At 33.9% G+C, this 13,437-nt stretch carries 14 protein-coding genes; 10 read left to right on the forward strand and 4 right to left on the reverse strand.

Annotated features, from left to right (window positions below; translation table 11 throughout):
* Window positions 1-238 precede the first annotated feature (238 nt).
* The 4 genes from putP to B5P42_RS20655 all read left to right on the forward strand — a co-directional run bounded on the left by putP (window position 239) and on the right by B5P42_RS20655 (window position 4,572).
* Complete coding sequence (putP, locus tag B5P42_RS20640; RefSeq protein WP_002142737.1) at window positions 239-1,717, forward strand: sodium/proline symporter PutP; 1,479 nt, start codon at window positions 239-241, stop codon at window positions 1,715-1,717.
* A 342-nt stretch (window positions 1,718-2,059) separates the two neighbouring features.
* Window positions 2,060-2,998: a ring-cleaving dioxygenase gene (locus B5P42_RS20645; protein WP_113735075.1), complete on the forward strand. Its 939-nt coding sequence runs from the start codon at window positions 2,060-2,062 to the stop codon at window positions 2,996-2,998.
* Window positions 2,999-3,025: 27 nt separating this feature from the next.
* The gene (locus B5P42_RS20650; RefSeq protein ID WP_113735141.1) at window positions 3,026-3,640 is read left to right on the forward strand and encodes an alpha/beta hydrolase; all 615 of its coding nucleotides are present in this window, start codon (window positions 3,026-3,028) and stop codon (window positions 3,638-3,640) included.
* A 137-nt stretch (window positions 3,641-3,777) separates the two neighbouring features.
* Window positions 3,778-4,572 (forward strand): phosphotransferase, encoded by a 795-nt coding sequence (locus B5P42_RS20655; protein WP_113735076.1) that lies wholly within the window; start codon window positions 3,778-3,780, stop codon window positions 4,570-4,572.
* Between the two features lie 136 nt (window positions 4,573-4,708).
* On the opposite strand, the gene B5P42_RS20660 is transcribed toward B5P42_RS20655, so the two are convergent.
* Window positions 4,709-6,241, reverse strand: a complete 1,533-nt coding sequence (locus tag B5P42_RS20660; protein WP_113735077.1) for a BA3702 family sensor histidine kinase — start codon at window positions 6,239-6,241, stop codon at window positions 4,709-4,711.
* Window positions 6,242-6,476: 235 nt separating this feature from the next.
* On the opposite strand from B5P42_RS20660, the gene B5P42_RS20670 reads away from it, so the two are divergent.
* Window positions 6,477-6,848, forward strand: coding sequence for a VOC family protein (locus tag B5P42_RS20670; protein WP_002087825.1), 372 nt, complete (start codon window positions 6,477-6,479; stop codon window positions 6,846-6,848).
* A gap of 20 nt (window positions 6,849-6,868) precedes the next feature.
* Here the strand turns inward: B5P42_RS20670 and B5P42_RS20675 are convergent, their stop codons facing one another.
* The gene (locus B5P42_RS20675; RefSeq protein WP_113735078.1) at window positions 6,869-7,678 is read right to left on the reverse strand and encodes a YitT family protein; all 810 of its coding nucleotides are present in this window, start codon (window positions 7,676-7,678) and stop codon (window positions 6,869-6,871) included.
* Window positions 7,679-7,821: 143 nt separating this feature from the next.
* Between B5P42_RS20675 and B5P42_RS20680 the strand changes: the two genes are divergently transcribed.
* From B5P42_RS20680 to B5P42_RS20695, 4 genes are all read left to right on the forward strand, one after another.
* Window positions 7,822-8,625, forward strand: coding sequence for a protein phosphatase 2C domain-containing protein (locus B5P42_RS20680; RefSeq protein WP_113735079.1), 804 nt, complete (start codon window positions 7,822-7,824; stop codon window positions 8,623-8,625).
* Between the two features lie 15 nt (window positions 8,626-8,640).
* Window positions 8,641-9,093 carry a peptidoglycan recognition protein family protein gene (locus B5P42_RS20685; protein ID WP_113735080.1) on the forward strand — a complete coding sequence of 151 codons (453 nt, stop codon included), beginning with the start codon at window positions 8,641-8,643 and terminating at the stop codon, window positions 9,091-9,093.
* Window positions 9,094-9,110: 17 nt separating this feature from the next.
* Complete coding sequence (locus B5P42_RS20690; protein ID WP_002111161.1) at window positions 9,111-9,362, forward strand: DUF2164 domain-containing protein; 252 nt, start codon at window positions 9,111-9,113, stop codon at window positions 9,360-9,362.
* Between the two features lie 428 nt (window positions 9,363-9,790).
* Window positions 9,791-11,269 carry a DUF4822 domain-containing protein gene (locus B5P42_RS20695; protein WP_113735142.1) on the forward strand — a complete coding sequence of 493 codons (1,479 nt, stop codon included), beginning with the start codon at window positions 9,791-9,793 and terminating at the stop codon, window positions 11,267-11,269.
* 253 nt (window positions 11,270-11,522) lie between these two features.
* Here B5P42_RS20695 and B5P42_RS20700 read toward each other — a convergent pair whose 3' ends face one another.
* Both B5P42_RS20700 and B5P42_RS20705 read right to left on the reverse strand, forming a co-directional pair.
* On the reverse strand, window positions 11,523-11,735 hold the full coding sequence (locus B5P42_RS20700) for a CsbD family protein (RefSeq protein ID WP_113735081.1): 213 nt from the start codon (window positions 11,733-11,735) through the stop codon (window positions 11,523-11,525).
* A 171-nt stretch (window positions 11,736-11,906) separates the two neighbouring features.
* Window positions 11,907-12,719 carry a GNAT family N-acetyltransferase gene (locus tag B5P42_RS20705; protein WP_113735082.1) on the reverse strand — a complete coding sequence of 271 codons (813 nt, stop codon included), beginning with the start codon at window positions 12,717-12,719 and terminating at the stop codon, window positions 11,907-11,909.
* A 152-nt stretch (window positions 12,720-12,871) separates the two neighbouring features.
* Here B5P42_RS20705 and B5P42_RS20710 point away from each other — a divergent pair, with 152 nt between their 5' ends.
* Window positions 12,872-13,075 carry a hypothetical protein gene (locus B5P42_RS20710; protein ID WP_012261408.1) on the forward strand — a complete coding sequence of 68 codons (204 nt, stop codon included), beginning with the start codon at window positions 12,872-12,874 and terminating at the stop codon, window positions 13,073-13,075.
* The last annotated feature ends 362 nt before the right edge of the window (window positions 13,076-13,437 follow it).

The following is a 13,437-nucleotide window of genomic DNA, read 5'->3' on the forward strand; positions in this document are numbered from 1 at the left end:
GGTGTGAAAAAACGCTATTTTATTTTCTGAATATTTTTACTTTAATTCCTTTTAAAAACGGGGTAATCCACTGGGATAAAGGCGTTTATAAAGGTTTTCACATGTAGTGAAAAGGGCTTGTTCACTTGAAAGAACAAAAAATGTTTGTTAAGGTAGGGAACCATAAGCGAAAACAAGAAAATAGAAAAAGTCATTTTTCGAAATTTTGAATGGCTTATGTAACTAAGGGAGAGATTTGGTGAAGATTGAGATTATGGTTTCGCTTGCTATTTATATGGCAGGTATGTTGTATATCGGCTATTGGTCTTATAAGAAGACATCCGATTTATCAGATTATATGTTAGGCGGAAGGGGACTCGGTCCAGCAGTTACAGCTTTATCAGCTGGTGCTTCTGACATGAGTGGTTGGATGCTAATGGGATTACCTGGTGCGATGTATGCAACAGGATTATCAAGTGTATGGATTGCGATAGGTTTATTAATAGGTGCTTATGCAAACTATTTAATTCTTGCCCCGCGTTTGCGAACGTATACAGAAATGGCAAATGATTCAATTACGATTCCAGATTTTTTAGAAAATCGGTTTAAAGATCGTACGAAAATACTTCGTTTTGTCTCCGCTATCGTCATTTTAGTGTTTTTCACATTTTATGCGTCAGCTGGTTTAGTTTCAGGTGGACGTTTGTTTGAGAATTCTTTCAATCTTGATTATAAAATTGGTTTATTTGTAACTGTCGGTGTCGTTGTTGCTTATACATTATTCGGTGGCTTTTTAGCAGTAAGTTGGACCGACTTTGTGCAAGGTTGTATTATGTTTATTGCTCTTGTGTTAGTGCCAATTGTAGCTTTTACAGATGTCGGTGGTGTAACAGAAACATTCAATACGATTAAGCAAGTTGATGCATCGCATTTAGATATGTTTAAAGGTACTACAATTCTTGGTATTATTTCATTTTTAGCATGGGGTCTTGGGTATTTTGGTCAACCGCATATTATTGTTCGCTTTATGGCAATTACCTCTGTTAAAGATTTAAAAACTTCTCGTAGAATCGGTATCGGTTGGATGACGATTTCAATTATAGGTGCAATGCTTACTGGTCTAATTGGTATTGCTTATTACGCTAAAAATAATGAGAAATTACAAGACCCAGAAATGGTCTTTGTAACATTCTCAAACATTTTATTCCATCCGTATATTACTGGATTTTTATTGTCAGCTATTTTGGCTTCGATTATGAGTAGTATTTCCTCGCAATTACTCGTTATTTCAAGTGCTGTAACGGAAGATTTCTATAAAACATTTTTCCGTCGTAACGCAAGTGATAAAGAACTTGTATTTATCGGTAGACTGTCAGTATTAGTAGTAGCTATGATCGCAGTTGTTTTAGCGTATCATCCAAGTGATACAATTTTAACACTTGTCGGTTATGCTTGGGCAGGATTTGGTTCAGCATTCGGACCCGCCATTTTATTAAGTTTATATTGGAAGAGAACGAACAAATGGGGCGTTCTTGCTGGTATGATTGTAGGTGCAGTAGTTGTTATTACTTGGGTACAAATTCCAAGTTTAAAAGCGACTATGTATGAAATGGTACCTGGATTCTTCTGTAGTTTATTAGCTGTTATAGTTGTAAGTTTATTAACGAAAGAACCAGTGAAAGCAATTCATCGTGAATTTAACGAGATGGAAGCAGTGTTGGAAGAGGAAACGAAATAATTAGCGAAGAGAGTAAATGCTAACTAGCATTTACTCTCTTTTGATTTAAAATGAAAATAAGTGCTTGTTGACAACTAAAAGTAAGCAACTTATAATAAATATTGAGTTCAAGATAATTTATTTCCGAATAAAGATTTTAGATGGAGTAAATATTTTTTTTTGGAATTATCTCGAATTCGAGATGAATTCAGTGATATAGAAGATAATGCGTAATTTCACAGCTTATATCTCGAATTAAAGATAAAATCATAACGATGGATTTTACTTTGCAGTATGGACAAAATGAATAATGAATTTTAATGTATAAAAGTTTTTAAAATGAAATAAAAAGGGGCGGAGAAAATGGAAAAGAAAACAATGGGAATTCATCACATTACAGCAATCGTAGGACACCCACAAGAAAATGTAGATTTTTATGCAGGTGTATTAGGATTGCGTTTAGTAAAACAAACAGTGAATTTTGATGATCCAGGTACGTATCATCTTTATTTTGGTAATACAGGAGGAAAGCCTGGAACAATTATTACGTTTTTCCCATGGGCAGGTGCTCGTCAAGGTATTATTGGGGACGGTCAAGTAGGCATTACGTCTTATGTCGTACCAAAAGGTACAATGGAGTTTTGGGAAAATAGATTAGAAAAATTCGACGTACCGTATACAAAAATGACTCGGTTTGGAGAACAGTATATAGAATTTGATGATCCACATGGTTTGCATATAGAATTAGTTGAAAGAGAAGAGGGCGAATTAAATAATTGGACTTTTGGGGAAGTTACGCCAGAAGTAGCAATTAAAGGATTTGGCGGTGCTGTTCTTTTATCTGCACAACCTCAAAAAACTGCTGAATCGTTAGAGCATGTTATGGGTCTTGAGAAAGTAGGAGAAGAGGGAGAGTTTATGCGGTTCCGTTCTTCTGCTGATATTGGAAATATTATCGATTTGAGATTATCAACAATTGGACGTGGGCAAATGGGTGTTGGTACAGTTCATCATATTGCTTGGAGAGCGAGTGATGATGCTGATCAATTAGACTGGAAAGAGCATGTTTCTCGCTTTGGATATGGTGTAACCCCTGTACAAGACCGAAACTATTTTAACGCAATTTATTTTAGAGAACACGGCGAAATCTTATTTGAAATTGCAACAGACCCTCCTGGTTTTGCCCATGACGAATCTTTAGAGACGATGGGTGAGGAGTTAAAATTACCGGATCGATATGAACAACATAGAAAACAAATTGAACAGACACTCTTACCATTTGAAGTGAGAAATCTAGATTAAAGTGATTGAAAGGGGAAAAGGAATATGATGAAACATGTTTTTCAAAAAGGAAAAGATACGTCAAAACCAGTGTTGTTATTGCTTCATGGTACAGGAGGAAATGAATTAGATTTATTACCGCTTGCAGAAAGAATTGATCGGGAAGCTTCTGTATTAAGTGTTCGTGGAAATGTATTAGAAAATGGGATGCCTCGTTTCTTCCGCCGATTAGCAGAAGGTATTTTTGATGAAGAGGATCTTGTTTTACGTACGAAGGAATTAAATGAATTTTTAAATGAAGCAGCAAAAACATATGAATTTGATAGAGATAATATCGTAGCTGTTGGGTATTCAAATGGAGCAAATATTGCGGCGAGCTTATTATTCCATTACGAAAATGCATTAAAAGGTGCAGTCCTTCATCACCCAATGGTGCCTAGAAGAGGAATACAATTACCTAATTTAGCAGAGAAATTCGTGTTTATCGCTGCTGGAACAAATGATCCAATTTGTTCACCTTCTGAGTCAGAGGAATTGAAGATGCTATTAGAAAATGTAGATGCTAATGTAACAATGCATTGGGAAAATAGAGGACATCAATTAACGATGAATGAAGTAGAGAAGGCAACAGAATGGTATGAAAAAATATTTTCACATGCATAAATAGTAGACTAAATCGAGTGTAAAATCATAAAGATTTTATACTCGATTTTTTTGTTGCAATTTAAGGGGTTAAAAGAGAATAGGAAAGTTATGTTAAAATATAAAGAAAATGTAGAATAATGGAGGGGAACTATTAGATGTCAAACTACGAAAATGAAGAAATGCTAACGGGAGGGAATGTCTCAAACGTATATCGTTCGGAAGATACTGTTCGACGAGAATTAAAGCAAGGCAGTACCAAAATTCATAAGCTATTAAATCATTTGGAAAACAAAGGTTTTAGTTATGCACCAAAGTTTTTAGGTATTGATGATAAAGATAGAGAGATATTATCATTTATTGAAGGAGAAGCTGGTAATTACCCTTTAAAAGAGTACATGTGGTCTAATGATGTTTTAAAAGAAATAGCGAAGATGCTCCGTCTTTATCATGATGCTGTGAGTGATTTCCCGTTATCAGATGATTGGAAACCGATGGATAATACTCCAAATAAAATAGAGGTTGTATGCCACAATGATTTTGTAATATACAACATTATTTTTAATAACGAAAAACCAGTAGGTATTATTGATTTTGATGTTGCTGGTCCTGGACCGAGACTTTGGGACATAGCCTATACTCTTTACACTTGTGTCCCATTAAGTAGAGTTTATTATAAGGAAACAGGTGCGGCGGTTTATTATAATTCATTACAGCATGCAGACCGCATAAAGCAAAGAGTTAAATTGTTTTTTGAGTCCTATAAAAGTGATGGCATCGCCGAGGATTATTTAGAGATGGTACTTCTACGATTAGAAGGATTATGTAAATACATGAAAAGAAAAGCACTAGAAGGCGATATGAACTTCCAAAAGATGATAGATGAAGGGCATCTTGAACATTATGAAAATGATATTCAGTTTATTCGTAAACATGGAAAAGAGTGGATTTAATAAAATAAATCGTATACAAAAATAAAGCTCAGAGTCATATAGGGACTTTGAGCTTTTTAACGTATTAGTGTAGATATTTTCCACAATAACCCGACTACTTATAACAGATGTCTTTTACTATATTAATGTAGCATAGTTAAGAGTTTGTTACAGGCTGAGCTGTAGCAATCGGTAATTGGATATCGACAGTTGTTCCTATGTTTAATTCACTGGAAATGAATAATTTTCCGTGATGCTCTTGAATGATTTTATAGCACATCATTAAGCCAAGGCCAGTTCCTTTTTCTTTCAAGCTATAAAAAGGTTCGCCAAGACGAGCCATGCGCTCTTCAGGAATCCCACAACCTTCATCCATAATGCGTATTGAAACAAAATCATTTTCTAACGAAGCTGTTTGAATGAATATGTTACCACCATCAGGCATCGCCTCGATTGCATTTTTTAATATGTTAATCAAAACTTGTTTTAATTGATTACTGTCACATTGAATGTCAGAAATATAATCGAAATGATCCATGATGATATGAACGCTATGCATAACTGCTGTTGGTAAAATAAAAGTTACAACTTCTTCAATTAATGCTTGTACGTTGCATGTATGAATAGATAACACTTGTGGTTTAGACATCGCCATAAATTGGCTTGTTATAGATTCCATTTGTGAAATTTCACTCAACATAACGTCCACATACCATTTATTTTCCTCATTTATTTCTGGATGTAATAACGTTAAAAATCCTTTTAATGAAGTGAGCGGGTTTCTAATTTCATGGGCAATTCCAGCTGTCAGTTGTCCTACTACTGCAAGTTTTTCGGATTTCCGTAATAACTTTTCAGTTTCTTTTAGTTCGGTAACGTCTCTTCCCATCACTATAAGACCTTTGCGTGAGCCATCAGGATGGAAGAGTGGGACTTTTGAAATGCTTAAAACTAGGTCGAAATCATTTCTATGTATAATAAATTCCTCTCCGTGAAGAATTTGTCCTTTTTGCCATGTTAGTTCATCGACTTCTTCACAATGCAAAAAAGATTCGCGGTATGCTTCGTTATATTGAATGAGTTCATTATCTCTTTTTCCATGATAAGGAACGTTATGGAAATTGAAACAAGAAAGCGCATAGTCATTCGCTTCAAGCCAGCGTCCTTCATGATCCTTAAAAATAACAAATGCAGGCATTGAATTCATTAATGTGCGTAATCGTTTCTCACTCTCTTGTAGTACTTTCTCAATTCTTTCTGATTTTTCAAGGGGTTTCATAATGGCGTATACACCTGTTAAACGGTTTTTAACAAAAATAGGAACTAATTTTGTTACGACATCTAGTAAATATCCGTCTTTATGATAAATAGAGACGATATACTCTTTTTGATTGTCAGCTGCAGCATTTTTTATGTATTGTAGCACTTGATCAGAAATATGTGCTTCTAAAATAGAAGTGATTGTTTTCCGCTCTAATTCGTTAGAAGTATAACCTAATATTCTTTCCGCAGAGGGGTTAATATGTAAAATAACTCCTTCTAAATTCAATGAAATAATACTATCAGGGTTATGTTCAAAAAGAGATGCATACATTTCTGCTAAAGAACGATTTTGTATATGGTTTCGCAAGCGCTCCGATACGTTTGGGTGACGCTTTTTTTGAGTAGATGAATGTTTTTTACGACTCATAATATTTCCTCCGTACAACTAGCATCTAAAAAGATGAATCTAGTACTAACTATAATATAGGTGCAGTGTGTATTTCTATAAAAAATGGAAATTATATAATAAATTTTCTTTTTTATTTTTAGTGGAAGGTAAAAAAAGGTAGTAATAAGAGAATCTTATATTGCTTTATTAATATTTTCTAAGTTACATGAATGTATTTTCGTTATAACATTAGAATAGAAGAGGGGGAAGGAATATGAAAAATTATATTCAAGGAATTGATCATGTACAAGTAGCGGCGCCAGTAGGATGTGAAGAAGAAGCACGAGAATTTTATGGTAATAAAATTGGTATGGAGGAAATCCCAAAGCCAGAGGAATTAAAGAAGCGTGGTGGGTGTTGGTTTAAGTGTGGAAATCAAGAGATTCATATCGGAGTTGAGCAAAATTTTAATCCAGCTAAAAAAGCGCATCCAGCTTTTTATGTTTTGAAAATTAATGAATTTAAACAAGGGTTAATAAAGCAAGGTATTGAAGTAATAGATGATCATGCGCGACCAGATGTAATCAGATTTTACGTGTCAGATCCGTTTGGAAATCGAATTGAATTTATGGAAAATAAAAACTAGGTGGAGATCCACCTAGTTTTTTACACTTTTCTAAACAATCCTAATACTTCAACAGTCTCCGTAATATTAACGAATGCATGAGGATCAATTTCCGAAATCGTTAGTTTCATACTTGCTAATTCTTCACGTGAAACGACTGTCATAAGTACACGTTTTTTCTCGTTTGAATAAGCACCTTCACCATCAAGTAACGTAATTCCACGTACTACAGTTGAAAGAAGCTTTTTTTTCATTTCTTCTGCTTGATTTGTTACAATCATAAGTGTAACTTTACGATGTTTCGTATGAACGGCATCAATTACTTTACCAGTTACATAAATTGAAAGTAAGCTTGTAAGGGCAACATCCCAAGTGAAGAAAAATCCTGCAATGACAATAACAACAGTATTTAATGCAATAAGGAATCCACCAAGTTTAATATCTCGCTTACGAGATAACAACATACCGATAATATCAAATCCACCAGTTGAACCATGGCAGTTAAAGACAAGACCGATACCAGCTCCGGCGATGACACCGCCAAATACAGATGATAAAAGTGGATCTGTTGCTACGACTTTTACTGGAACATAGTATAATGCAACAGATAATACAATTACAGAAACAACCGTGTTAAAAATTACTTTTTTTCCAAGACCTATGTATCCTAAAATAAGGATAGGTAAGTTCAATACAAAGTTAATAATACCTGTGTTTACAGGGGTTACAATCCCTAAAATAATAGCAATTCCGCCAATTCCACTACTTAAAATTTTATGGGGGATAAGGAAAAGATTAAAGGCAATTGCGATAATAATAGAACCAAAAATAACACCAAGAAATCTGACCATCTCTTTCCCATCCTTCACTAAATAATCATATTATTTCAAGATTATATATGAAATTGAAAGTTTTTGGGGAAAACAGTTTATTTTGGAAAATTAGATTAATCTAAATAGTTCGAGTGTTTGATAAATTGGGAGGGGATACAGATATGAAGATAACGACGTATCAACAGAAGAGTCCTTTAAAACAAGAGTGTGAGGATTCATTTTTTTGTAATGAAGATAAAATGATTTACGGTGTATGCGATGGAGCAACACCGTTAGTTCCATTTTGTGATGAAGAAGGACATAATGGAGCATACATCGCTTCACATTTATTTGCAAGTCATTTTACTTCGCTACGAGAGATCAATAGTTTACAAGATGAAGTTGCAAAGGCGAATGAATTATTGCAAAACAAGATGCTAGAGTACAAGGTTGATACGAGAAAAAAAGACCATCTGTGGTGTACATGTATTGCAGCAGTTCAAATAGAAGGCGAAAAACTTGAATATGCACAGTTAGGTGATTGTATGATCGTTGCAATACTTCAGGATGGAGCGATAAGAGTATTAACGAAAGATACGGTTCAAGGAATTAGTAAACGTGCAAAAAAGAAGAGAGAGGAAGATAGAGAAAAGGGATTACCTGTACCTGAGGAACACGTTTTTCAAGATGTTCAGGAGCAGTTAAAATACAATCGCTATCTTGCAAATATGCCAAACGGCTACTCAGTTGCAAATGGGATGAAAGAAGCTATGGATTATTTACAATATGGTGAATTACATGTAGCTGAAGTAAGTGGGATTTTTATTTGTTCAGACGGATTGTTTCACCCAGAGTGGTCGTTAGAACAAACTGTAGCATATATAAGAAAGAATAGTATAAAAGAATATGTAGCAATCATTGAAAGGTTAGAAGGAGAAAATAGAATAAGACCAGATGATAAAACAGTTATTATGATCGATTTGTAAGAGGAGGATGTTCATATGGAAATTAAATGTGCAAATTTAATATTCCGAGACGAGTTAGTTCCTTTAGAAAAAGTAAATAAACTGATTATCCACCATACGTCAGAAGATGGATGGGATGTGTATAAAACTCACGAATTTCATCAAAAGGTAAGAGGATGGAGCGGGATTGGTTACAATTATTTTATTGAAGAAGATGGAACTGTAGTCGAAGGGCGAGGTTTACATATTGGAGCACATGCGAAAGATAATAATAGTGATACAATTGGAATATGTATGACGGGAAATTTTGATAAATATGATCCAACTACTGCACAAATGAATTCATTATATTCTTTATGTAAAATGTTTATGAAGCAGTTTGCCATAGAGAAAGGAAATATACTCGGCCATAGGGAGTTAGAAGGGGTTACAAAAACTTGTCCAGGAAATCGCTTTTCTATGGTAGAGTTAAGAAAAGTATTATCTTAAATAAAGAGGAGTAAAGAATGATGATGAATATAAAAATACCGACTGACAAAAAAGAAGAGCTTGTAGCACAAATTCAGCAATTTTTTGTTGAAGAAGATTTAGATGAAATTGGACGTTTTCAAGCAGAGCGATTAATAGAAGAAATGATAAAATTAGTAGGACCGTTTGCATACAATCAAGCAATTGGAGATGCTAGAAAGCTTGTAACAGAGAAACTATCTAATATTGAAGAAGATTTGTATGTGTTAGAGAAGAATGAAGGGAAGTAAACTTTCGCCAATTATAAAATAAGTATTTGCCACGGCTTCTTTCCGATGCTTTGTTTGGAAAGGGCCGTGAAATTGTTTTTGGGCAAATAAAATAAAGTTTCTCTTTTTTTGTCAAAAAGAACCCTAGAACTAAAAACGTTATTCTTTCTTAACAAGCTTGATGAGAAAGAATAACGTTTTTTTTTAGATTGAGATTAAAAATATATTATTTTAATTTTATCTTTTTTTAATAATTTATTTATGGGCAATTTATAGTTGCTATTTATAATTCATATATATAACAGCTATGGATACTACGAAAAAGAACTTTGGAGGTGTAACCAATTAGCTGTAATCAAAATTTAAAACATGAATTGCTCACATAGAATCTTCTTTTGGAAGATAAGTGGTGTAATTCTTTGTTAAATGAAGGAAGGTATTGGGAAGCTATGAATAAAACAATTTTAAAAACATGTATAATATCAGCAGTTTTAGGTGGAAGCCTATTAAGTGAAAAAAATGGAGAGGTGAAAGCAGAGGAGGTTACACCACAAACGAATCATACTGGTGTATTCAAAGATGTTCCAAAGGGGCACTGGGCATATGAGGCGATTCATCAATTAACAGGTGAGAAAATTATTTTTGGCTATGATGATGGAAGATTTGGTTTTGGGGATAACGTAACACGCGAACAAGTTGCAGCTTTAATGTATCGTTATTTTAATTTGACAGAAAACAAAAATTATCAGAACCCATACGGTGACATAAGTGAAGATTCGACAAGCTATATAAAGGAAATTTTATCTTTAACAGAGATGGGCGTTTTTACGGGTGACGAGCATGGGAACTTTAGACCGAAGGCATCCTTAACACGTGCAGAAATGGCACAAGTTCTTACAAATGCTTTTCATTTAAAGGCAAAGAGTGATCACACTTTTAATGACGTTGCAACGAACTCATGGGCAAGAAATGCAATTAGTGCTGTTCAAACAAATAATATTGCAAAAGGAGTAGGAGGAGGGAAATTTGCTCCAAGTATGGATGTGACGCGTGAACAGTATGCACAATTTTTATACAATGCAATACAAGAAACTGAGCAAACTCAACAAACGAAAGGGCAACTATTAGCTAGCATACTCGGTGAAACAAATTGGCAAGGGACAAAAGTCTATGACAAAGATCATAATGATGTAACGAAAGAAAATCAAAATTTCATCGGGCTTGCAAAATATGATGCTAAAACTGCAAGGTATGAATTTTTTAATGCAAGTACAGGAGAGAGTCGTAATGATAGCGGTACCTTTTTTATAACGAATGATGGAAAGAAAAGAGTGTTAATTTCTGAAACGCAAAATTATCAAGCAGTTGTTGAATTAACGCAATTAGATAAGGAGAAATTTACATATAAAAGAATGGGGAAAGATGCAAAAGGGAACGATGTAGAAGTATTTGTTGAACATGTTCCTTATCAAGAAAAAGAGCTTTCTTTCACGCGACCTGATAAAAATTTAGAAAGCTCGACGGGGAAAATAGTTACAGACGTTGATGGAGATAAAATTTTATCTAGTACACTATGGAACGGAACGGTGGTATTAGACGAACAGGGTAATAATGTAACAAAATACAACTCAAACTTAATCAGTCTAGCAAAATATGATAAAAATACAAACAAATATGAGTTTTTCAATGTGAATACAGGAGAAAGTCGTGGAGACTATGGTTTCTTTGATGTTGTACATGGTAACAAAATAAGGGCTCACGTTTCGTTAGGAAATAATAAATATGGTGCGGTTCTTGAACTTACAGAGTTAAATAAAGAGAAATTTACGTATACAAGAATGGGGAAAGATGCGAATGGAAAAGATATAAAAATCTTTGTTGAGCATGAACCGTATACAGGTGACCTAAAACCAAATTTCACAAAGTAAGATGTAAAAGTAATCTTAAAGCAAATAATCTTTTACTCTAGCAAAGGCATGATCTTAGAAAATGTTAGTAAGGAAAAGCCTGAGTGATTAGGTAATTACAGTAGAAGTAAAATAGTTGTTTATAGACAAATAGATGCCTTGAGGCATCTATTTGTCGTTTTAAAATGATTTTATGGGTAAATATAAAATACAAACTCTCTTTTCTCAGATCTAGTAACTTACTACTTGCACAACCATATATCTTCGTTCTTTTTTATTTATTCTCTTTATGCTCTTTATATTCATTAACTTTTTCTTTTACATTACCGACAGTATCTTTAGCAGTGCCTTTCACCTTATCCCATTTTCCCTCGGCTTGTAATTTTTTATTGGCAGTTACTTTCCCGACAACTTCCTTTACTTCACCCTTTACCTTATCAATAGCACCTTCTACTTTTTCTTTTAAACCATGATCATGTTTAGTCATACATTTCTCCTCCTTGTAGTTTGAGTAGAATTCTCTTTTCATATTGCAAGTTGAATGATGTATCTAGTAATAGCGTAACAAATTTAGTTTGAATATTCAAATGAGTAACAGGATAGAAAGGTAATTTTCATAAAATGTATACATTCGTAATGGAAAGAAAAAGAAAGTTAATTATATGTCTTTCGCAGTCCATATTGATTTTGTATAAGCAATTTTCATATGGGCACGTTCCATATTATTTTGACTGCCGCTACCGAATCTTGCTTGTCCAACTATTAAATTGCAATTGGATGCAACAGCGGTCTCAATTCGTTTTTGAATTAATACGGTATGACAACCTTTACGTTGAAATTCTGGCAAAGTAGCAGAAGCAGCTAATGAAGCAACACCTTTATTTATATAAAGTACCCCTATACTAGCAGGAGTGTTTTGAACTTCGGCTATGAAAAAATGCCATCCTGGTTTATTGTAAAGAATTTCATTATTTTGACGAACACCATTTTTTGTAAAGGACGGCATATTAAATCCACGTACATAAATATCTGCAAAAGTATGAAACTCATTTTCTTTCAGTTTGCGTACTGAAATGTTAGAAGGGGGAAGCAAAAAATCTTGTCCCGGTATACTATATAAAGCGGTATGGAAGCTAGATTGGTAAAAGCCTTTTTGAGATAAGTATTGAAATAGTTCAGTTGTACCTTGAACCGGTGTAATTTCAAAACGGCAAGGGATTTGTAGTGATTGATAATAAGAGATGATTTCATCTATCTCATCTGTATTTGTAAATGCAATGCCCTTTACTGTGTTAAAAGTAGGACCAGCAATTATTTTTGATGAAGAGGCAGTGGCACTCCCAAACTTTTTCAATTGTACTTGCATTGGGTTGCCGCTTATTGTTTGTAGTGCCTCTAATCTAGAAGAAAGCATATGTATTTCTGCGTTTTCAATTTCTTGTGCTGTATTGACTGTCATAATTGTACTCATACGATTCCTCCGTCAATTAATATAGTTCATAGTACATATACGATTTTTCTTCTGAGATTCCTGTTGAAATGTAAGAGAATAAGAGGTTTTTTGGAAGGGAAATGGAAGCGAACTGTCGAAGGGAGTGGAAACAGATTAAAGGTGGTGCTCTCATGAAACAGAAAGACGTGCAGACATGCTCTCATTGCGGTTCTCAAAACATAGGAGAAGGTGAGTTTATCGGTTATGCACAAATACGGAAAAAGGAAACGATGTTCACATCTTCACCAGTGGATGCTTATATTTGTACAGATTGCGGGAATATCCTTTCATTAAAGGTACGGAATTATGAAAAGTTTAAGCAGAAGCCGTTATGATTGTTAAGAAGTGGTAATATAAAACGTCGTATACGAAAGATCTTACATTAAGTTAATTTAATATAAGTGACATTTTACATATATATGAGTACGCCTTAAAAAAAGAGATAAAAACATATACTGTATGAGATGCTCATCATTCATTACATGAAACAGAAAAATATATAGAAGAAAAAGTAGTCATCTTAGAATGGTTCATAACGAAAACTCCTTTAAATGAATAAAGGAGTTTTTTGTTTTTTTTTATAACAATAATTCCCTTTAATTGTTATAATTGGTCATTGAGAGTAATTATTTTATTAACGCCATAATTATAGAAGAAAAACAGCTAAATCGTATACAAGACCGCTATATAACACAAT

This window comes from Bacillus sp. SRB_331 (assembly GCF_003264175.1).
Classification (GTDB): domain Bacteria; phylum Bacillota; class Bacilli; order Bacillales; family Bacillaceae_G; genus Bacillus_A; species Bacillus_A mycoides.

Excerpts from the sequence above, each read along its gene's own strand:
- B5P42_RS20645 (WP_113735075.1), top strand. The coding sequence starts at position 2,060 with ATGGAAAAGAAAACAATGGGAATTCATCACATTACAGCAATCGTAGGA.
- B5P42_RS20650 (WP_113735141.1), top strand. The coding sequence starts at position 3,026 with ATGAAACATGTTTTTCAAAAAGGAAAAGATACGTCAAAACCAGTGTTG.
- B5P42_RS20655 (WP_113735076.1), top strand. The coding sequence starts at position 3,778 with ATGTCAAACTACGAAAATGAAGAAATGCTAACGGGAGGGAATGTCTCA.
- B5P42_RS20660 (WP_113735077.1), bottom strand. The coding sequence starts at position 6,241 with ATGAGTCGTAAAAAACATTCATCTACTCAAAAAAAGCGTCACCCAAAC.
- B5P42_RS20670 (WP_002087825.1), top strand. The coding sequence starts at position 6,477 with ATGAAAAATTATATTCAAGGAATTGATCATGTACAAGTAGCGGCGCCA.
- B5P42_RS20675 (WP_113735078.1), bottom strand. The coding sequence starts at position 7,678 with ATGGTCAGATTTCTTGGTGTTATTTTTGGTTCTATTATTATCGCAATT.
- B5P42_RS20680 (WP_113735079.1), top strand. The coding sequence starts at position 7,822 with ATGAAGATAACGACGTATCAACAGAAGAGTCCTTTAAAACAAGAGTGT.
- B5P42_RS20685 (WP_113735080.1), top strand. The coding sequence starts at position 8,641 with ATGGAAATTAAATGTGCAAATTTAATATTCCGAGACGAGTTAGTTCCT.
- B5P42_RS20690 (WP_002111161.1), top strand. The coding sequence starts at position 9,111 with ATGATGATGAATATAAAAATACCGACTGACAAAAAAGAAGAGCTTGTA.
- B5P42_RS20695 (WP_113735142.1), top strand. The coding sequence starts at position 9,791 with ATGAATAAAACAATTTTAAAAACATGTATAATATCAGCAGTTTTAGGT.
- B5P42_RS20700 (WP_113735081.1), bottom strand. The coding sequence starts at position 11,735 with ATGACTAAACATGATCATGGTTTAAAAGAAAAAGTAGAAGGTGCTATT.
- B5P42_RS20705 (WP_113735082.1), bottom strand. The coding sequence starts at position 12,719 with ATGAGTACAATTATGACAGTCAATACAGCACAAGAAATTGAAAACGCA.
- B5P42_RS20710 (WP_012261408.1), top strand. The coding sequence starts at position 12,872 with ATGAAACAGAAAGACGTGCAGACATGCTCTCATTGCGGTTCTCAAAAC.